This window comes from Paradesulfitobacterium aromaticivorans (genome assembly GCF_054657415.1).
Genome location: NZ_BAAHYT010000011.1, coordinates 522,065 through 542,646 on the forward strand (window position 1 = coordinate 522,065; position 20,582 = coordinate 542,646).

General features: G+C 46.5%; 20 protein-coding genes. 16 read left to right on the forward strand and 4 right to left on the reverse strand.

Annotated elements, in window-relative coordinates; translation table 11 throughout:
* The first annotated feature begins 797 nt into the window (after nt 1-797).
* The 6 genes from ACYQ2N_RS19320 to ACYQ2N_RS19345 all read left to right on the forward strand — a co-directional run bounded on the left by ACYQ2N_RS19320 (nt 798) and on the right by ACYQ2N_RS19345 (nt 6,476).
* Nucleotides 798-2,192, forward strand: coding sequence for an ammonium transporter (locus ACYQ2N_RS19320; protein ID WP_460001049.1), 1,395 nt, complete (start codon nt 798-800; stop codon nt 2,190-2,192).
* A 60-nt stretch (nt 2,193-2,252) separates the two neighbouring features.
* Nucleotides 2,253-2,591, forward strand: a complete 339-nt coding sequence (locus tag ACYQ2N_RS19325) for a P-II family nitrogen regulator (protein ID WP_460001050.1) — start codon at nt 2,253-2,255, stop codon at nt 2,589-2,591.
* A 193-nt stretch (nt 2,592-2,784) separates the two neighbouring features.
* Nucleotides 2,785-3,024: a hypothetical protein gene (locus ACYQ2N_RS19330; protein WP_460001051.1), complete on the forward strand. Its 240-nt coding sequence runs from the start codon at nt 2,785-2,787 to the stop codon at nt 3,022-3,024.
* Between the two features lie 21 nt (nt 3,025-3,045).
* A complete protein-coding gene (locus ACYQ2N_RS19335) occupies nt 3,046-4,611 on the forward strand; it encodes an ammonium transporter (protein ID WP_460001052.1) in 1,566 nt (521 codons plus the stop codon).
* Nucleotides 4,608-4,946, forward strand: a complete 339-nt coding sequence (locus tag ACYQ2N_RS19340; RefSeq protein ID WP_460001053.1) for a P-II family nitrogen regulator — start codon at nt 4,608-4,610, stop codon at nt 4,944-4,946. Before ACYQ2N_RS19335 ends, ACYQ2N_RS19340 begins: the two co-directional genes overlap by 4 nt.
* A 270-nt stretch (nt 4,947-5,216) precedes the next feature.
* Complete coding sequence (locus tag ACYQ2N_RS19345; RefSeq protein ID WP_460001054.1) at nt 5,217-6,476, forward strand: ammonium transporter; 1,260 nt, start codon at nt 5,217-5,219, stop codon at nt 6,474-6,476.
* A 32-nt stretch (nt 6,477-6,508) separates the two neighbouring features.
* Here ACYQ2N_RS19345 and ACYQ2N_RS19350 read toward each other — a convergent pair whose 3' ends face one another.
* The 3 genes from ACYQ2N_RS19350 to ACYQ2N_RS19360 all read right to left on the reverse strand — a co-directional run bounded on the left by ACYQ2N_RS19350 (nt 6,509) and on the right by ACYQ2N_RS19360 (nt 9,652).
* Nucleotides 6,509-6,847: a P-II family nitrogen regulator gene (locus ACYQ2N_RS19350; protein ID WP_460001055.1), complete on the reverse strand. Its 339-nt coding sequence runs from the start codon at nt 6,845-6,847 to the stop codon at nt 6,509-6,511.
* Between the two features lie 671 nt (nt 6,848-7,518).
* A complete protein-coding gene (locus tag ACYQ2N_RS19355; protein ID WP_459997471.1) occupies nt 7,519-9,294 on the reverse strand; it encodes a reverse transcriptase/maturase family protein in 1,776 nt (591 codons plus the stop codon).
* 205 nt (nt 9,295-9,499) lie between these two features.
* Entirely contained in the window at nt 9,500-9,652 is a 153-nt protein-coding gene (locus ACYQ2N_RS19360; protein WP_459997470.1) for a hypothetical protein, read from the reverse strand.
* 154 nt (nt 9,653-9,806) lie between these two features.
* Between ACYQ2N_RS19360 and ACYQ2N_RS19365 the strand changes: the two genes are divergently transcribed.
* From ACYQ2N_RS19365 to ACYQ2N_RS19410, 10 genes are all read left to right on the forward strand, one after another.
* The gene (locus ACYQ2N_RS19365; protein ID WP_460001056.1) at nt 9,807-10,124 is read left to right on the forward strand and encodes a P-II family nitrogen regulator; all 318 of its coding nucleotides are present in this window, start codon (nt 9,807-9,809) and stop codon (nt 10,122-10,124) included.
* Nucleotides 10,125-10,126: 2 nt separating this feature from the next.
* A complete protein-coding gene (locus ACYQ2N_RS19370; protein ID WP_460001058.1) occupies nt 10,127-10,510 on the forward strand; it encodes a P-II family nitrogen regulator in 384 nt (127 codons plus the stop codon).
* Nucleotides 10,511-10,664: 154 nt separating this feature from the next.
* Nucleotides 10,665-11,492: a nitrogenase iron protein gene (gene nifH / locus ACYQ2N_RS19375; protein WP_460001059.1), complete on the forward strand. Its 828-nt coding sequence runs from the start codon at nt 10,665-10,667 to the stop codon at nt 11,490-11,492.
* Nucleotides 11,493-11,522: 30 nt separating this feature from the next.
* Entirely contained in the window at nt 11,523-12,974 is a 1,452-nt protein-coding gene (nifD, locus tag ACYQ2N_RS19380; protein WP_460001060.1) for a nitrogenase molybdenum-iron protein alpha chain, read from the forward strand.
* Nucleotides 12,971-14,389 carry a nitrogenase molybdenum-iron protein subunit beta gene (nifK, locus tag ACYQ2N_RS19385; RefSeq protein ID WP_460001061.1) on the forward strand — a complete coding sequence of 473 codons (1,419 nt, stop codon included), beginning with the start codon at nt 12,971-12,973 and terminating at the stop codon, nt 14,387-14,389. Before nifD ends, nifK begins: the two co-directional genes overlap by 4 nt.
* A gap of 45 nt (nt 14,390-14,434) precedes the next feature.
* Entirely contained in the window at nt 14,435-15,811 is a 1,377-nt protein-coding gene (gene nifE / locus ACYQ2N_RS19390; protein ID WP_460001062.1) for a nitrogenase iron-molybdenum cofactor biosynthesis protein NifE, read from the forward strand.
* On the forward strand, nt 15,804-17,099 hold the full coding sequence (gene nifN / locus ACYQ2N_RS19395) for a nitrogenase iron-molybdenum cofactor biosynthesis protein NifN (protein WP_460001063.1): 1,296 nt from the start codon (nt 15,804-15,806) through the stop codon (nt 17,097-17,099). Before nifE ends, nifN begins: the two co-directional genes overlap by 8 nt.
* A gap of 12 nt (nt 17,100-17,111) precedes the next feature.
* Nucleotides 17,112-17,522, forward strand: coding sequence for a nitrogen fixation protein NifX (gene nifX / locus ACYQ2N_RS19400; RefSeq protein ID WP_460001064.1), 411 nt, complete (start codon nt 17,112-17,114; stop codon nt 17,520-17,522).
* Complete coding sequence (locus ACYQ2N_RS19405) at nt 17,491-18,333, forward strand: radical SAM protein (protein ID WP_460001065.1); 843 nt, start codon at nt 17,491-17,493, stop codon at nt 18,331-18,333. Before nifX ends, ACYQ2N_RS19405 begins: the two co-directional genes overlap by 32 nt.
* 13 nt (nt 18,334-18,346) lie before the next feature.
* Complete coding sequence (locus ACYQ2N_RS19410; protein WP_460001066.1) at nt 18,347-19,453, forward strand: homocitrate synthase/isopropylmalate synthase family protein; 1,107 nt, start codon at nt 18,347-18,349, stop codon at nt 19,451-19,453.
* Between the two features lie 32 nt (nt 19,454-19,485).
* Here ACYQ2N_RS19410 and ACYQ2N_RS19415 read toward each other — a convergent pair whose 3' ends face one another.
* Nucleotides 19,486-20,442 carry a metallophosphoesterase family protein gene (locus tag ACYQ2N_RS19415; RefSeq protein ID WP_460001067.1) on the reverse strand — a complete coding sequence of 319 codons (957 nt, stop codon included), beginning with the start codon at nt 20,440-20,442 and terminating at the stop codon, nt 19,486-19,488.
* Between the last annotated feature and the right edge of the window lie 140 nt (nt 20,443-20,582).

Below are 20,582 nucleotides of genomic sequence, written 5' to 3' on the forward strand. Positions count from 1 at the left end.
GTATTTTCTTCCTTAACTTATTAGGTGTTTTAAAGAAGAGTAGTGCAAAACACTTTTATATCATCGCTGTTATGACTGAAGTGGTGGGTAGTCATGTCGATGGCACTGACGTCGAAAAGATAGCATAATCTCGGTATCCTTGCCATAGAACTGTTTCAAGTATTAGCTTGCCACGCAAGGGGCAGCCATTAGGGGATTACGAAAAAGTTGCGATATTCAGTATTAACGTTTTCGTTTTGGGATTGAGAATGTAATTCTCGATAGATTTCATCATTGAAAATACTCAACAACGGGGTGTCAAGTATACAATGTTATTCACTAAAACGACTAGCCAGATTCTCAAGTTTGCGCTATAATGACTTCATCAAACAACGAAGAGACATTGATGTGTTGGGATACTATAGTATGGCAATGGCGCCATATAGTTATCTGGGTCTACCTGGATAATTATATGGCGCTTATTTTTTTACTGAGAGATTCAGAGACTTAGAGATTAAGAGATTTAGAGTTTTTTAGAGATTTAGAGTTCAAAGTCGAGTGCAATTTGTGGCCAAGGCCACTTCATATGAGTGGGCACCAAACCTGGGTTTGGAGCGTAATAGTGATAGAGAGAGCCCTTATCTGAAAGGATAGGTGTTTCTCTCTTCTTTTTTAGAAACTTTAAATAAAAAATTAGATTAAGGAGGTGATGTCCTGAAAAGACTCTGCATTGAAAACCAACTGATAATGAGGGTCAAGACAATTGCTGGATTGAAAACGTTTGAGAATCTTATGGATTTATAAAAGGGGGAAAAGTGATGAAGAAGTTATGGATTTTGTTAATTGCTCTTATAAGTGTATTAGCGCTTCCCGCCACGGTTTTGGCGGCAGATGGTTCAGCAATCGATACGGGTGATACGAGCTTTATCCTTGTTTCAGCAGCTTTAGTCTTTTTGATGACTCCTGGTTTAGCTCTTTTCTATGGCGGAATGGTCAGAAAGAAAAATGTGTTAAGTACGACCATGCATAGTTTTATTATTATGGCTTTAGCCTCGATTCAATGGATTCTGATAGGATTTACATTAGCCTTTGGCCCAGACCAAGGCGGTTTAATTGGAGGTTTAAATTGGCTGGGACTTTCCGGAGTAGGTATAGACCCTAATCCAGATTATGCGGCAACCATTCCAGCAATTGTATTTATGGCTTTTCAGTTAATGTTTGCGATCATTACACCGGCTTTAATTTCAGGTTCTATTGCAGAACGGATGAGGTTTCCCGCCTTCCTGGCCTTTGTTCTCTTATGGATGACCTTTGTTTATGACCCCTTAGCTCACTGGGTTTGGGGTGTTGGAGGATTCTTACGTACTATGGGAGCCCTTGACTTCGCAGGCGGCACGGTCGTGCACATTAGTTCCGGTGTTTCTGGATTAGTTGCTGCTCTAGTCCTGGGTAAACGCAAGGGGTATGGTAAAGAACCCATGGCTCCCCATCAGATCCCTATGACGGTCTTGGGGGCTGGGTTACTCTGGTTCGGCTGGTTTGGTTTCAATGCCGGGAGTGCTCTTGGAGCCAATGGATTGGCGGGAATTGCTTTTGTCACAACGAATACCTCTGCAGCGGTAGCCGCTTTAGCCTGGATGTTGGCAGAATGGCTCCATCGGGGTAAGCCTACGGTTCTCGGCGCAGCGAGCGGTGCAGTAGCTGGCTTAGTTGCAATTACACCGGGGGCAGGTTTTGTCACTCCATTATCTGCTATCGTGATCGGTTTAGTCGGAGGAACTCTCTGCTACTTCGCAGTGAGTGTACTGAAAGCAAAATTGGGCTATGATGATGCGCTGGATGCTTTCGGCTGCCACGGTATAGGTGGAATGTGGGGTGCCTTAGCAACGGGTCTATTTGCTACCAAGACGATCAATCCCGCGGGAGCAGATGGCCTCTTGTATGGTAATCCTGCACAACTGGGAATTCAGGCTTTAAGTATTGTTATTACCATTGCTCTTGCAGCCATTGCTACATTCGTGATCCTGAAAGTGGTAGGCGTGTTTACAAAACTACGGGCATCTTCCGAAGAGGAAGAGGCAGGAATGGATTTGTCGATGCATGGAGAGGAGGCATATCCGGATTTTATCGGTAGTGGGTTTCTGCCAACCCCAGTCTCTACGGCTAAAGCTATGGCCATTAAAACTGCTACCAGCGGGCAACCTGCCCAGTAAGGTAAGGGATGCTTGGTTAAGCCGGTTCAATCATGAAAAGAGCGAGGAGGTAATACTCAAATGAAAAAAATTGAGGCGATTATCCGACCAGGTAAGCTGGATAGTGTTAAAGATGCTTTAGATAAGTTTGGAGTAAACGGGCTGACGGTGAGCCAAGTGATTGGATGCGGGAATCAAAAGGGTCATACCCAGGTTTACAGGGGAGTGGAGTATTCGGTTTACCTACTTCCTAAAGTAAAAGTCGAAGTGGTTATACCGGACAAGTATATTGAAGACGTCATTAAAATAATTTCTGATGCAGCAAGAACTGGAGAAATTGGGGATGGCAAAATCTTTATTACTCCTGTGGAGAATGCTATAAAAATTAGAACCGGAGAAGTTGGCGAAGCCGCATTGTAGAGTTGGTTTACTGGATTATACGAGTGTAATAAATCCGTAAAGATTGAGTAAGTAGAGTAAGCAGAGTAAGCAGAGTAAGTGTTGAGTGGCGGGCACCAAATCCAAACGATTTGGAGTGTCAAAGAGTGAAGAGAGAGCCCTTTCTGGAAATGAAGCGGCTCTCTCTTCTTTTTTAAGGAGGTGATCAAGTTAAATGAAGGTGATCTATACTTTAATGGTTTTAGATAGTTTATTGATTTTGATGGGGTTGGGTTGGATCATTTTCGGTCCTTATGCATCGATTCCGATGGTTGCTTTTAACCAGACGGTCTCTCCACTCTATTTAGGAGTGCTTACTCTTCTTTATGGAATATACCAAAGCTTTCATCTTAGAAATATTTTTAAAAGAACCAAGGGGATCAAATTGGAGAAGATTTTAGGTCGAAAAAAATGAAAAGGATAGGGGTAATGGAACATGTTGGCAAAACGTGGATTGAGAACACTATTTTTAGCTCTGTTTTTTGTACTGATATTTGCGTCAGTGGCTTTGGCCGGGGACCCATCTGGAGCGTCGACCGGTGGAATTGGTGATATTACAGCGGCGACGGCAGGACACCCGACATTAGAAGAGGTTGCAACTCAGGTCGGCAAAAATAAAATTGGGATTAATTTTGTTTGGGTACTGCTGACGGGTTTCTTGGTCTTCTTCATGCAAGCCGGGTTTGCTTTAGTAGAGACCGGATTTACCCAAGCTAAGAATGCGGCTCACACCATGGCGATGAACTTGATGGTCTTCCTTGTGGGTGCGATTGGTTATTATCTCGTTGGTTTTGGCTTAGAATTTGGAGGAGTCGGTGCCATCGGAGCTTTAGGCGGAACTGCACCATTGACTAACGAATTTGCAGTCAATGGCTGGGGACTCTTTGGCCACACAGGTTTTTTTCTGACTTCAGGCGGGGCTTATGATGTTGGAGTCTTTGTTCTTTTCCTGTTCCAAATGGTCTTTATGGATACAGCAGTGACCATTCCCACCGGAGCCATGGCTGAGCGTGTTAAGTTTTCTGCTGTAGTTATTGGCAGCTTCTTTATTGCAATGATTCTTTATCCTATCTTTGGTAACTGGGTCTGGGGCGGTGGCTGGTTGTCCCAACTTGGAGTGAAGCTTGGCCTTGGTCATGGTGTAGTTGACTTCGCCGGATCCGGGGTTGTGCATTCGATCGGTGGAAGTGCGGCTTTGGCCTCAGCAATTATTATTGGACCACGAATTGGCAAATACTCAAAAGACGGTAAAGTCAACGTCCTACCAGGGCATGATATCCCGATGGCAATCCTTGGCACCATTATTTTATTCTTTGGTTGGTTTGGGTTTAACCCAGGGAGTACATTAGCAGGAACCGATCTTCGGATCTCAGTTGTCGCGGTTAATACGATGCTCGCAGGAGCGTTTGGCGGATTTGTGGCCATGATGATCATGTGGATTTTCTATAAAAAGCCGGATCCTTCGATGATGTGCAATGGCGCTTTAGCAGGGCTGGTTGCGATTACTGCACCTTCTGCGTTTGTCAATGTCAATAGTGCAGTTCTCATCGGAGCTATAGCCGGGGCTTTGGTGGTTGCAAGTGTCTTGCTCGTTGACCGCAAACTGAAAATTGATGATCCCGTCGGAGCCATCTCAGTTCACTTTGTCAACGGGATTTGGGGGATTCTGGCTACAGGACTCTTTGCCGACGGGACCTATGGCGACGGCCTGAATGGTGTTGCGGGCGGAGTAACGGGTTTATTTTACGGTAATGCAGGTCAATTCATGGCACAGCTTATCGATGTGGCCGCAATTTTAGTCTGGGGCGTTGGACTTTCCTTCCTCTTCTATAAAGTACTGAACTCTACCCTGGGAATGCGGGTTAAGCTTGAAGATGAAATCTCCGGACTGGATCTACCTGAAATGGGCATGTTAGCTTATCCCGATCATCTTATTCGTTCAGATATCGATATGCTATCCGCTGCGAAAGTATCCGGTAATATGCAGGAGGTCAAACTATGAAAAAAGTAGAGGCCATTATCCGGCCAGGAAAACTTGATGAAATTAAAGAAGCCCTTTCTACCGAAGGAATATACGGTTTGACTGTAAGCAATGTCTTGGGGTGTGGACGGCAAAAGGGATATATCCAGATCTATCGGGGGCAAGAGGTGATTATTCAATTACTACCGAAAGTCAAACTCGAGATTGTCACTCTAGATGAAAGTGTAGAACAAATCATTGGCATTATTTCGAAGATCGCTAAAACAGGGCAAGTTGGAGATGGCAAAATTTTCGTTTATCCAGTAGAAGAAGCGGTTCGCCTGCGAACAGGAGACCGAGGTGAAAAAGGTCTATAAATAATAACTCGAGAGAACCTTTTTTAATAGGGGTTCTCTCTTTTTTGGTAATTTTTATCTCTTGGGTGCTATTATAAAGAATATAATGTATACAGTATTCCGAAACGATCATACCTAGACGCTCAATTTATCAAATGCTATAATCATCGTTAGGTTAGCAATGGTTTAGTGGGAGCAAAGAAGCTCTGAAAAAGCATTTCGCTTTTTAGAGCTTCTTTTTGCCTTTTTACGGGATTTTTCGCAAGATTATTGTTCTCAGGGGGATAGAGTATGTCGTTTAATACTGGAGATAATGCTTTTGTACTTATGTGTACTGCTTTGGTCTTTTTAATGACACCCGGATTAGCTTTTTTCTATGGAGGAATGGTTCGTAAACGCCATGTTCTATCCATCATGATGCAAAGCTTTTCGACGATTGGCGTAGTAACGGTTATTTGGGCCTTGTTCGGCTACTCTTTAGCTTTTGGACCGGATCACGGCCATCTTATCGGTAGCCTGGATTGGTTTGCTCTAAAGGGAGTCGATTTAAACGCTAACCCGGATTATGCTCCGACGATCCCGCACTTATTGTTTTTCTTGTTTCAACTGATGTTTGCGATCATTACACCGGCTGTCTTGAGTGGAGCAACGGCAGAAAGATTACGCTTTCCAGCCTTCTTATTATTTACTGCTTTGTGGACCATTTTTGTTTATGTGCCGCTATCTCATTGGGTTTGGGGTGTTGGGGGTTGGCTCCGAAATCTCGGACTCCTGGATTTCGCCGGGGGAACTGTCGTAGAAATGGCTTCCGGAGTATCAGGACTGGTTGCGGCCCTTGTCATCGGTAAGAGGTTAAGAAGTAAAGATGATTTAACGATACCCCATCACATGCCGAATGTTCTGTTGGGGGGAGGACTTCTGTGGTTTGGTTGGTTCGGGTTCAACGCCGGGGGCGCAATGGGGGCCAATGCCGTAGCCGTACTTGCCTTTGTAACGACCCAGCTTGCCGGTGCAGCAGGTATGATCGGATGGGTGCTGGGTGAATGGTTCTATCATCGTAAAGTGACGGTATTTGGTGCAATAAGCGGTGCCATTTCAGGGCTTGTCGCAATTACGCCGGCTTCTGGCTTTGTTTCTCCGACCAGTTCACTTCTCATCGGCTTTGTCGCTGGAGGACTTTGTTATTTAGGAGTCAGTATCATAAAAAATAAGCTGGATTATGACGATGCACTGGATGTTTTTGGAATTCATGGAATTGGTGGCACTTGGGGTACTCTGGCTACGGGGATCTTTGTTGATCTTTCCCTCAATCCCCTAGGTAAAAATGGTTTAATGAATGGAGGAGGATTGGAGCCAGTCTTTATTCAAATCTTGGCCATTGTCGTCACGTATTTATTCACTGGTGGGATGACATGGCTTCTATTAAAAGTAGTTGCTCTTCTTACCCCATTAAAAGCAACGGACGAAGAGCAAGTGAACGGATTAGATTTAACTCAGCATGGGGAAAATGCTTACCCGGACTTTGAATTAAGTGAGAACCTCTTTATGTGATTCACTGGACTTGACTCTGAATGGTGGGAATCTTAAAGCCCTTGATCTCCGCTTTCACCTGTACGAATACGAATAGCCTCCTCAATATGAGAAACAAATATTTTTCCATCCCCAACCTCACCAGTTTTTGCTGATCTGATGATCGTTGAAATGACTTCTTCGGCTTTCTCATCAGAAGTGACAATCTCGAGTTTGACCTTCGGTAAGAGCTTAGTGATGACTTCTTGCCCACGGTAAACTTGAGTATATCCTTTTTGATTTCCACAACCCAAAACATTGCTAAGGGTTATTCCGTAAATACCTAATTCCATTAAAGCGTTTTTTACATCGTCCAGTTTTCCGGGTCGAATAATAGCTTCGATTTTTTTCATCAATTCACTCTCCTAGGACTTAATATCTCTTATTATACAAGAATCTGTTCGTTGAGTAACTATATTTCCTCGTTTGTAGTGGAATAGACTTTGGGCTCTCAATCTTTTCCTGTATACAGTGTTATTTTCTGAATCCCCTAGCCGGATATCCTAATTTGCAGTATAATCAAATTAACAAAGTGAAAGTAACCCTTTCTACTTTAAGTATCAACGATATGGCAACGATGCCGTACAATGATCCGGTTTTCTGGATTAGCGTACGGCTGTTTTTGTAGTAAATGGTGTAAACCCAATAAACTGGGCAACAAGTCATCTTGACTTGTAGTGTTAGAGAGTTTAAGAGAGCCCCTATTTATCGATGATTTGGGGGCTCTCTTTTTATTTCCCGTTAGGAACGTATCAGTCTCAAGGTGGATAAGGAAACGAAGCTAAAGCGCAAAAAGTCCACGGGACTTTTTTTCGGACTTCCGTCTGCGTACCTTAGCGCAAGCCGAGTTTTGTTTATGAAGGGTGGTGATTGTCGATCTCAAAGAGATGTCATGAGGATACACAACCTGAAAAAATGGCGAAGATCACATATTATGAAATAGGCGGATTAGCAAAGTAACCCGCCCCTTCCCGAACCGTACAAGCGACTTTCACCGCATACGGCTCTCCATATTCCAAATGGGTCATCGTCGTTTTAGCTGATTAAGCTGAAACCTGTCGGCTTCGACATCGGCAAAACAGTGCGCGCAAAGGGGTATCTGTCGCCGGTTGATGGACAGCATGACAGTAATAATCGGCGAATAGGGCTCATCGAGCTTCTTCTTCGTTTTCCTGTGATACATGCTGACATTGTAGTGCGGATTGCCGCAGATGTAGCAGCCACGGGCAAGCGGGTCCATCAAGTTGTACATGGGCAGGAAGAAGAACGATTTAACTGCCAACTTGATATTAGCGAAGAAGTCCTTTTGTCTCGCAAAAGATTTGTACAGTGCCAGACTGACTGAGCAGGCTTTACCTTTTGCATTCTTGTAATTGACCATAAGAGCCCTGCCGTACCGGGCGAACACTTTCTTGATACTGATGTCGAATTTGCGCGCCAGAGTTTTAGCTATGGAAAAATGCACGATGTATTGGATGCGCGCACCCTCATAGAAATTGGCGCAGCCGCGCTGCCCTGTCAGGAGTCCACGCAGTACCTGGTTGCCGTATTTGATGATTTCTTCCGGAGATTCTCTAAGGAGGCGAGTGATACCAATGGGATAGCCATTGCCTGTGCACATGCCATTTTCCCGTAGCTTATTCAGGATGCCCTCCGTATTCATGTAGATACGAAGGGCTGGGTCAAAAGGGTTGCTTTGAAATTTACCGTGTTTGACAGCGCCCTTGCGGATGATATATCCGAGAAAGGTCACGTCATGATCAGCGGCATGCGTGATTTTGGTTTTCTCGTCGCTCAACCTCAGGCAGAGTTCGTTTTTCAGAAACTCCTTGATTTTCCGCTTCAAGTCCTCTGCATAAGCTTTAGGAGCAATCAGGCCAATCAGAAAGTCATCAGCGTATCTCAAGTACTTTACTCTGCGGAAATTGGGGTCGAATCTATCACTGGACGGGAGGTTTTCCATTTTACACTTCAGGTGCTTAATGGTTTTCGGGTCGCTGCCGTTGCTGACTGCCTTTTTGTATTGGTATCTTGCCTTGGCGTAGTCCGGGTTTTGCCTGCGGTAATCACCTGTGGTGTCTGTCTCGATCATGTTTTCCATAAATCTGTCCAGCTTATCAAGATAGATGTTGCAGAGTATGGGACTGCAGCAGGAGCCTTGGGCGTTTCCGGTCTTAGTCCCATGGTAAACGTGCTGCATGTCGAAGTAGCCAGCCTTGAGTATCTTGTTGATAAGCCGGATGAAGCGTTCGTCGCTGATACGCTCCCGCAGTATCTTTTCAAGTGTGCGATGGTCAATTTCATCAAAGCAGGCGGAGATATCACCCTCAATACACCAAATCGTACCTCTCCATGTTTCCACCTCGGCAATGGCGCTTTGGGTAGACCGTTTTGGCCGGAAGCCGTGCGAGAGGTTCGAAAAGGTAGGTTCGTAGATGCACTCCAGGATAATGCGGACTGCCTCCTGAACGAGCTTGTCCTTTCCGTTTGGAAAGCTGAGCTTGCGCATTTTACCATTGCGTTTAGGTATCATCGTTGTTCTGTTTGGCTGAGGCTGGTAGGACTCGTCACGCATGGAAGCGATAAGTTCCGTAATCCATTCCTCGCCGAAGCCGTGCAGGGAGGTGCCATCAGCGCCGGAGGTCTCCGCGCCGTCGTTGGACTTGACGGAGTTGTAAGCGATGATGTACAGGTCTCTGTTGTAGAACAAGCGGTAAAGGTCACCGTTAACATAGCAATGGTCGGCATTGTTTCGACGGCGATAACCTTCCAATCTTTCCACAAGTTTTGATTGCTCCATTCAAAGCAACTCCTCTCAAAATTGGAACTTGGAATACTGCCCCCCTTCACCAGGTGCCTTCCATTACAGAAGGCCGTTAGGCTACTGTTAGGGCTCTCTGCCATATGCCGAGAACGGCACTTAGGCAGGTCACGTTTGACAGCTTCATATAGTATCTCCATACGTAGGTATCCGGTTGGTCGTTACCCTGCTTACCGCAGGTGCGTCAACAGGCCTGCTTATATCCAATCCCTAATATATTGGGTATACCCATTGATACCGGTGTTTTACGTCCGGCAGCGTTCCACAGCCACGGACCCGGATTCAGCCCACAGGCTTTACCATATATGGCCTGACTCGCCAGGCTACTCGACAGCAAGTGCTGTCTAATCCTGACTTTACCGACATGCTGTTGTCCCCCAGAGGCTTTCGCATGAGGTGGGTCGGTTGTCTTACATCGCAACGCAGGAGCGATGATTTCTGAGAAATGTATATGAAGCGCACAACGTGCGCACTTAAGGAGGAATTGAGAAATGAAGATGATTCGATCCATTATCAGACCAGAGAAAGCGGAAGCTGTTGCCGAAGCTCTGGCAGATGCGGGGCTAACTTCCTTAACTAAGATGCACGTCTTTGGACGGGGGCGCACCAAAGGCATACGCATTGGAGACGTTGTTTATGACGAATTTCCTAAAACCTTGTTGCTCATGGTGGTCGAAGATGAGAATCTGGATCAAGCGATAGACATTATCCTTGAAAACTCTGTAACCGGTACGATGGGAGATGGAAAAATCTTTATCACTGAAGTAGAAGAGGCTTATACCATAAGCAAAAGTACGAAGGGGTTGTAAATATGAAGGAAATTATAGCCTTTATTCGGAGGCATCAGGTTCCTCCTACGAAAAAAGCGCTTGAAGATGCCGGCTTTCCTGCTCTCACAATTCAGAGTGTAGAAGGACGTGGAAAGCAGTATGGGATTGGGGGATGGGCTGCGGAACTTGACCCTGAGCTCAATAAGGTGATGAAACCGCAATACGCCACCGAAACGCGAATTAACTGGATTCCGAAGCGGATGCTTACGTTGATCGTCCAAGATGATGAGGTGGAAGACGTTGTCAAAACCATTACCCAAGTCAATCAAACGGGAAATGTCGGAGACGGTAAAATATTTGTTTGTCCGCTTGTCGAAGTGATTCGGGTTCGGACCAAGGAAAAGGGCAAGAATGCGGTTAGCTAAAGGTACGGAAAAAAGTGAAGAAACTACTCAGAAGTCAGGAGCCAGGAGTCAGGAGTCAGCATGAGAGGACGGTTTATCGTCCGGAAGTATTCTAAATTCTGAATACCTGAAAAGTAACACTTACTTAACAAATAGGAATGAGGAGATGTAGGATATGAGACAAGTTGCAATTTACGGCAAAGGCGGAATCGGAAAATCCACAACCACCCAGAACACCGTCGCTGCGCTTGCCGAAATGGGGAAGAAGGTAACCATCGTTGGGTGTGATCCGAAAGCAGATTCCACACGCTTGATCCTTCATAGCAAAGCGCAATCGACTGTCATGGATTTAGCCCGGGAAAGAGGTTCCGTAGAAGACCTGGAGCTGGAGGAAGTCCTGCTAGAAGGGTATGCCGGAATCCGTTGTGCCGAATCCGGAGGGCCTGAACCTGGTGTGGGGTGTGCGGGCCGGGGGGTTATTACCGCCATTAATTTCTTAGAAGAAAACGGGGCCTATGCAACGGATACTGATTATGTTTTTTACGATGTTTTAGGGGATGTGGTCTGTGGCGGATTTGCGATGCCAATCCGTGAAAACAAAGCTCAGGAGATTTATATCGTAACCTCCGGCGAGATGATGGCCATGTATGCCGCGAATAATATTGCCAAAGGGATTTTAAAGTATGCCACCACCGGAAGTGTCAGACTGGGCGGGTTAATCTGTAACAGCCGCAAAGTGGATAAAGAATATGAACTGATCGAAGAGTTGGCCAAACGCCTAAATACCAAGATGATCCACTTCTTGCCTCGGGATAATCAAGTTCAGCGTGCAGAATTGCGCAAAATGACCGTTATCGAATACAGTCCAGGGCATCCTCAGGCTGATGAATACCGAGCCTTAGGCAGCAAAATCGATGAAAATCAGGATCTTACCATTCCTACCCCTCTGGCCATGGAGGAATTAGAGGAACTGCTAATGGAATACGGCATTTTAGAGGAATAGGGCATCATTGTAAGATTAGGAGGGGTCGGTATGAATTCTGTAAGTCAAATGAAAGAAACGGTTGAAGAGATCCTCAAGCTTTACCCTGAAAAGGCTCAAAAAATTCGGAGCAAACATCTCGCCGTTAAGGATGATGAATGCAAAGGGTGTGCCCTTAAGTCAAATGTTAGGACGGTACCGGGTGTCATGACTGCCCGGGGGTGTGCCTTCGCGGGTTCTAAAGGGGTTGTTTATGGGCCAATTAAAGATATTGTTCATCTTTCGCACGGACCGGTTGGCTGTGGTTATTACTCCTGGAGTACCCGGCGCAACCTGGCTGAAGGAACGCTTGGGGTGGATAATTTCGTACCTTTTCAATTCACTTCTGATTTTCAGGAAAATGATATCGTCTATGGTGGAGATAAAAAGTTAGAACGGATCTTACGCGAAATTGTTCAGCTTTTTCCCAACGCCAAAGGGATCTCTATCCAATCGGAATGTCCGGTTGGGCTTATCGGGGACGATATCGAGAGTGTGGCGCGGCGATTATCTGAAGAATTGAAGCTCCCCATCATACCTGTTCGCTGTGAAGGGTTCCGGGGCATAAGCCAATCTCTGGGCCATCATATTGCCAATGACAGCATCCGGGATTACATTCTGGGCAAAGCATTCCGAACGGATGTGGGACCCTATGATGTCGGGCTGATCGGGGATTACAACATCGGCGGAGATGCCTGGGCTACTAAGAAAATCCTGGAAGAGATCGGGTTAAAAGTTCGGAATGTCTGGACAGGGGATTCAACGTTGGAAATGATTCAAACCGGTCATCAGGTCAAACTAAATTTGATTCACTGCTACCGGAGTATGAACTATATTGCCCGCCATATGGAAGATAATTATCAAATACCATGGATGGAGTTTAACTTTTTCGGGCCAACCAAGATTAAAGAATCCCTGCTCAAAATCGCAGAGTTTTTTGATGACACCATCCAGGAAAATGCGCAGAAAGTGATTGCCAAGTATGAACCGATGATGGCTGAAGTCATCGAAACCTACCGCCCCCGTTTGGAAGGGAAAAAAGTGATGCTCTATGTGGGTGGACTTCGGCCGCGCCATGTTATCGGAGCCTATGAAGATCTGGGGATGGAGATCATCGGAACAGGCTACGAGTTCGCCCACAATGACGACTATGAGAGAACCTTTGAAAAAGTTCAGGATGGCACGTTGATTTATGATGATGTATCAGCGTATGAACTCGAAGAATTTGCCAAACGACTGGCACCCGATCTTATCGGTGCCGGAATTAAAGAAAAATATGTATTTGAAAAGATGGGACTTCCATTTCGACAAATGCATTCCTGGGATTATTCCGGACCCTACCACGGATATGACGGATTTCCCATCTTTGCCCGAGATATGGATATGGCCATCAATAGTCCCACCTGGAATCTGATTCAGAGTCCCTGGAAGACTTCCACGAATAAGGAGGTGGCAGCAAGGTGAGTTCGGCCAATACCGTTGCAGAATGGATCAATACCAAAGACTATCACAACTTAAATTTTGAGCGGAAGGACTTAGTGATCAATCCGGCCAAAGCCTGTCAACCTCTGGGTGCCATGCTTTGTGCCCTGGGAGTGGAAGGTTGTCTTCCTTTTGTCCACGGATCTCAGGGATGTGCTGCCTATTTCAGGAACAATTTATCCCGTCACTACCGTGAGCCGATTTCCGCCGTATCCGATTCCATGACGGAAGACGGGGCAGTTTTTGGAGGACAACGGAATCTCGTTGAAGGTTTGCAAAATGCTCATACACTCTATAAGCCGAAAATAATGGCTGTGTTCACGAGCTGTATGGCTGAAGTAATCGGAGATGATATCGGCGCTTATGTCGATAAAGCTCGACAAGAAGAGGCGATTCCTAAGGATTTTCCAGTGGCTCTGGCTCATACTCCCAGTTTCAAGGGTTCTCATATTACCGGGTATGACAATATGCTCAAAGGCTTCATTCAATCCTTGGCTAAGCCGCGGGATGAAAAAACCTTAAATAACCGGTTATATGTAGTGCCTGGCTTTGATCCCTATCCGGCTAACCTTAGGGAAATTAAGCGTTTGTTGGAGAGAATCGGGGTTCAGTACACCTTACTTTCAGACTACAGTGATGTGGTCGATTCTCCTAATACCGGCACGTTCGAAATGTATCCCGGAGGAACCCCTTTGAATGAAGTGATTGAAGCCTTAAACGCTGTGGGCTTCTTATTCCTCCAGTCTTATTCCACGACAGCGACCCGGAAGCACCTCCAAAATAAAGAAAAAATACCGACTGAATCCGTTCTGATGCCGATTGGGATTTCCAATACCGACCGGTTTTTAACCAAGGTGGCGGAGATGACGGGTAAGCCCATTCCGGAGGATATCGAAGCTGAGCGCGGTCGGGCAGTTGATGCGGCGACCGATGCTCACCCCTATATCCATGGGAAGCGCTTCGCTCTCTTCGGTGATCCGGACGTCCTTTTAGGCGTCGTCGGTTTCTTGCTTGATATGGGTGGCGTCCCTGTGCACATTATCTCAAGTAATGGAAATCCATCGTTCCGTAAAGATATGGAAGGGTTGCTCAGAACCAGCTCTTTCGGCCAGTCCGCAACCGTGCATGTGGGAAAAGACCTTTGGCATCTGCGCTCCTTGCTCATGAACGACCCTGTGGATTTGCTGATCGGGGATTCGCATGGGAAATATGCGGCTCGGGATGCCGGAATCCCGCTCGTTCGCATCGGTTTCCCGATTACAGACCGGGTAAACCTCCACCGCTACCCGATTATTGGTTACGAAGGAACGCTGAATTTAATTACAATGATCGCCAACACTTTGCTTGAAGAAAAAGATCGGACAGCGGACAATGCTCATTTCGAACTCTTGAGGTAGCCTGTTGAGAAACCTTTTATACAAGAATTTAGGGGGGAGACTCGTATGTTTGTTAAACTCTCGAACCTTGATTTAAAGGATAACCGGGAGGTTGCTGAGAAAGGTGCACCCAAGCTTTGCATGCGGGCTCTCCCGGGTGAAGGGGCTGAACGCAGTTGCGCTTTTGATGGAGCACGCGTGGTCCTCATGCCTATTACTGATGCAGCTCACGTGGTTCACGGGCCGATTGCCTGTGCGGGCAACTCATGGGACAACAGAGGGGCGCGCTCCTCTGGTTCCCAACTCTTTCGGCGCGGTTTGACAACCGATCTGCGGGAGAATGATATCATTTACGGTGGGGAAGAGAAATTGCATCAGGCTTTACTGGAAATTGCCGATAAACATCATCCAAAGGCGATTTTCGTCTATAACACGTGCGTTTCTTCACTGATCGGGGAAGACCTTGATCTTATCTGCCAACAAGTCCAAACCGCCTTGAGTCTGCCGGTGATACCGGTCAACGCTCCGGGATTTCTGGGAGACAAAAACATTGGCAACCGGATCGCTGGGGACATTCTTTTGAAATATGTTATCGGTCAGGAAATAGACCCGAGCATACCTTATGCGAAAAATCCCAAGGCCATTAATTTAATCGGAGAATATAACATTGCCGGAGATCTATGGGGAGTTCTGCCTGAGTTCGAGAATCTAGGGATCACCTTACAAGCGGCGATTACAGGGAACGCCCAATTTGATGATCTCAGGTCGGCCCATCGGGCAAGCCTCAATGTCTTGGTTTGTTCCAAGAGTTTGACCAATCTCGCGCGTCAAATGGAACTTAGTTGGGAAATTCCTTTTATTGATGCCTCATTTTATGGAGTTGTGGAAACTTCAAATGCTCTTGTGAACATTGCCAAGGCTTTAGGGGATCCTGATTTGCTCCACCGAACCAGACAGTATGTCAAGGAACGGGAGATTTTTACCCGGGCCAAGCTCGTCCCCCATAAGGAGAAACTTGCAGGGAAGACTGCAATTCTCTTTACCGGTGGAATTAAGACTTGGTCCATGGTTTCGACCTTAAAAGAATTAGGAATTGAAGTCCTGGCGGGGGGCACTCAAAATTCCACCCCCGAAGACTTTTTACGGATGAAAGCGATGATGGATCCTTCGGCCCATATTATTGAAGATACCAGTGCAGACGGCTTTTTAAGACTTATTAAGGAAAAGAAACCGGATCTGATTGTGGCCGGCGGCAAAACAAAATACCTGGCATATAAAACGAGGACCCCATTTTTGGATATCAACCATGGCCGCAAACTTCCTTATGCAGGATATCAGGGGATGATCACTTTTGCCCAAGCGGTGACCCGAACTGTCTTCAGTCCGGTCTGGGATCTCTTAGGACAACCATTTGCCGGGGAAGGAGGGGGCAGCAATGAGTAATATGCGTCATTATGGAGGGAATCCGCAAAAAAACAGTCCGGCTTTGGGCGCCACGCTGGCCTATTTGGGAATCAACGGGCTGCTTGCCTTACTCCACGGCTCACAGGGCTGCTCTACGTTTATCAGGCTGCAACTTTCCCGGCATTTTAAGGAACCGATCCCTCTTAATTCGACCGCTTTATTGGAGGATTCCTCCATCTTTGGCGGCTGGGACCATCTAAAGCAAGGAATTGCCAAAGCGATTGATAAATTCCGACCGGAAATCATTGGAGTCATGAGTACAGGGTTGACCGAGACCTATGGGGATGACATGGAAAGCGCCCTTGCGGAATTGCGTCTGGAACGGCCTGACCTAACAGAATTCCCGGTCGTCTTAAGCCGTACGCCGGACTATACGGGCTCCATGCAGGAAGGGTATCAACAAACAGTCTTATCTCTCCTGGCCACTATCCTTAAATCTTCTGCTACCCGCACGGTTCACTCATCAATCCAAGGTTCCCTACGTGCTATTGCTCTTTTTCCCGGCCTTCATCTAAGCCCCGGGGATGTCGCGGAATTAAAAGAAATGATCAGCCTTTTCGGGTTTCAGCCGCTTGTTGTTCCGGACTTGTCCACGTCACTGGATGGGCATACAGAACTTGATCCCGCTCCTGTGGTTCAGGGGGGGACAACACTCAATGAAATCCTTCAACTTCCTTATTGTAAAGCAGCTTTCTCTTTTGGTCTCAGCATGCAAAAAGTTGGACAATATTTTCAGGAAAAGTTTCATGTTCCACATCTTAATCTCCCCTCCCTCACGGGACTTAAAGCCACCGACACTTTGGTAATGGCATTAGCGAACTTGGCTCAGAAACCGGTTCCCGCTAAGCTTCAACAACAAAGAAGTCAACTTCTCGATATGTATGCTGATTATCACGACCAAATCGGTGGCAAACACATTGCGTTGGCTTTGGAAACTGACTTACTCTACTCCTTAGCCACGGCTTTGTTAGAAGTGGGGGCGGAAATTACAACGGCTTTAGGGGCTTCCAAACAAGAAATGAATCGATTTCCCGCAACAATCCCCGTTCAGGTGGGGGATTTGGAAGATCTGGAAGATCGGGCAGGCGGAAGTAACTTAATCATCGCCAACTCGAACGGCAGACAAGCGGCATCCGCTCTCCGCCTTCCCCATTTAAGAGCGGGGCTTCCCGTGTTTGACCGGGCGGGCGAAAATCTCAAAGTATGGACTGGTTACCGTGGTACCCGGCAATTTTTAGTTGACGCCTTAAATACTATGGCAGGTTAGGAGGAGAGGTTAATGATTAGAGTTGCTTTCTGTAGCAAGGATGAAATCCACATTGATTCCCATTTTGCTCAAAGTTCTACGATCGTTATTTATGAATTTGATCCATCTTCATATCGGGCGGTAGATACGGTTAGCCTTAATAGTACAGAGGATGAAGGTTATAAAGATCAGGAAGAAGACAAAGTTAACCAACGGCTCAATGCAGTCAAAGATTGTTCTATCCTCTATTGTACCAATATTGGAGGGCCTGCCGCAGCCAGGCTTATCCAGCAAAAAATTTTCCCTTTAAAGGCTGAAGCAGGTACACTGATCGAAGATGCAGCCCAAAGGCTGCAGCGCTTACTCATAAAAAATCCACCCCGGTGGTTACAGAAGAAGGGAGGTGTTGGCTATGCACAGCTGCGTTCAGGAATTAATTCCTGAAACAACAAGTTCCCGTCTTAACCAAGGTCATCCTTGCTTTGCTACCGGCAGGCATATTAAGGCTGGTCGCATTCATTTACCCGTGGCACCCGCCTGCAACATCTCCTGCAATTATTGTGTGCGCAAATTTGACTGTGCGAATGAATCGCGCCCCGGTGTAACGAGCAAACTGGCTACACCTGAAGAAGCTTTAGAACAAGTTCGTGAGGCCAAGCAGTCTGCCATCGGACAATATCTAAACGTCGTGGGTATTGCCGGGCCGGGGGATCCTTTGGCGAACCCAGCCACATTTGAGACGTTAGCTTTGGTGCGGGAGCACTTTCCTGACTTATCCCTGTGCTTGAGTACGAACGGTCTGCTTCTCCCGGAAAAAATGGATGACTTGGTAAGACTGGGTGTCTCTCATCTTACGGTAACGGTTAATGCTCTGAATGAAGAGACAGCTTCAGCAATCTATAGTTACATTCAATGGCAAGGGCAGACATTGATAGGCCTTGATGCTGTACGGGTCTTGTTAGAAAACCAACTGTTGGGCATTGAGTTGGCTTCAGAAGCAGGACTAACGATTAAAGTTAATACCGTGGTCATTCCCGGATTGAATGATTCCGGACTGGAGGCTCTGGCACGGGAAGTCAAGCGGAGAGGAGCGCATCTATTAAACCTCGTGCCGCTGATTCCTCAGGGAAAGTTTAGGCGCCATACTTCGCCAACACCGAAAGAGATGATAAACCACCGGCAGCACTTAGCCCACATTTTGCCACAGATGACTCATTGCCAACAGTGTCGGGCTGATGCGATTGGTCTGGTTTAAGGGGGGATAACCCGTGCCGGATAATGTATGGCTTTGTGATACAACACTCAGAGATGGGGAACAGGCTCCGGGTGTAGCGTTCAGTTACGCGGAGAAAAAAATGATCGCAACCCGGTTGGCCGGTGCTGGAATTGATGAACTTGAAGTCGGGGTTCCTTCTGTCGGTCCGGACGAGCTGGACTCAATCAAAAGGCTTGTGAATTTGCGTCTCCCTACGCGGTTAAGTACCTGGAACCGGGCAGTTCAATCTGACCTTGAAGCAAGTTTTCGGACGGGGGTAAAGGGGGTTGGAATTTCAATTCCCGTGTCAGATCAACATCTTCGGCACAAGTTAAAGAAAAGCCGGTCATGGGTGATGGAGAAAATGGGGGAATGTGTTACCCTGGCTAAGAAAGAGGGTAAATATATCTGTTTGGGCCTGGAAGATGCGAGCCGAGCAGATGTTGATTTTCTCATGGATATCGGAAAAGAGGCAGAGCGACTAGGGATCGACCGGATAAGGGTTGCGGATACCCTGGGCATTTTAGATCCGCTCGAAGTTTACTGTCGCTTTTCCCACTTGACCGGCCAAATTTCGATACCGCTTGAGTTCCACGCCCACAACGATCTGGGTATGGCTGCCGCGAATGCAATTACTGCCATAAGGGCGGGGTTCAAAGCGGTTAGCGTCACGGTTGGGGGTTTGGGTGAAAGGGCTGGAAATGCACCCCTCGAAGAAGTTGCGGTGGCGCTCAAGCATATTCTGAATCGGCCAATTTCGTTCGATATCAGTCAGGTTAATTCGATTTGTTCCCTGGTAAGTTCCATAACGCATAGAGCTATACCCCGGGCCAAGCCGATTGTGGGTGCTGATGTGTTCACCCATACTTCATCGGTTCATCTCGACGGAATCAGAAAGGACATCGCCAATTATCAGTCATTTCCTCCGGAAAGCATCGCACGGGAACACTCGGTTGCCTTTGGCAAATACTCTGGAACGAAGGAACTCCAGGAATTGCTCAAGACGGAAGGCGTTTTTTTGGATCAGTATAAACTCAGAGAACTCCTAATCCGGATCAGGCTGTTCAGCAGTCGTAAAAGATCTCCTCTGGGAACGGCAGATATTCTGCGCTTAATTTGACTTGACCAAAAGGCTCAGCCGCATAGGAAAGTTTAGGGACCATTAAGCTCCTGGGTGAAAATCCAGGATGTTTTTTTAATATCTCTCCCTTTGATCGTAACTTCATTTCCCTTGACCTCAACGTATAAACCCTGTATCAAAGACTCTCTGGTCATTCCGCCTTTACCAGTGGAATCCGGGATAATTGTATAATTTATGGCCCCCGTATGCACCATGGTAAAAGGTTGATTTAATTTAACACTGGTTTGGTCTAACTGCCGGTGAGTGTGCGAAGTGAACAATACTGCTTCTGGGTAGCGCGATAAAATTTCCCTTAACACCTTTGCTCCGGCTGGATCGACACCAATCCATCCATTCGTATTATCCAAGTGCTGATGTAAGAACACGAAGATTGGTTTTCCCGTTTCGTATTTTTCAGCAAGTTTATCTTGAAACCACTTTAGTTGGGTTTGAGATAGATAAGCCCTTGTTGAATTGGTGGTATTAGAATTACCATCCTCTGATCCTAAAGATATAAAGTGATAACCGTTGATCCAAGTATCGTGATATACTTTATCCTCACCGGCGAATGCAAGATACCTGCCAATAAATGCCTCAACGTCCGCAGGGCTATTTACTTTTCCTTGCTCGTAGTCATGGAACTCGTGATTACCGATATTTTTGATTATCGTTTGGGGCTGTAACGACTTATTTTTGGCAAGAACCTTAGTGATTGAATCATATTGCTTGTCAATCCCTTGATCAACGGTGTCCCCATTTAACACAAGCGTATCGAGAGCGGGATTAATCTTATGTAAATCTTTAATAGCTTCCTGGAAACTGTCAGTGTTCCCATGAATATCTCCTAGAACTGCGAACGCGAGATCTGCTTCCGGAGGCTCTGCACTAAGGTTGCCGGGTCTTAGAGGGTTATCAATAGATAAGGCCGCTGCTCCCAGCCCTCCCAACAAGAGTATAGCCACAGAAATGATGAGTATTGTTCTTTTCATGTGATCTTCTCACCCTATAGTCAGTTTTTCAGCACGGGAATTTCCGATATTACGGAAATGATTATAACATAACACGTGCCGGGATGCATGGAGCGGGGGCTACAATCGTAGCCCTTATTGCATATATTTGTGGGAAAGGA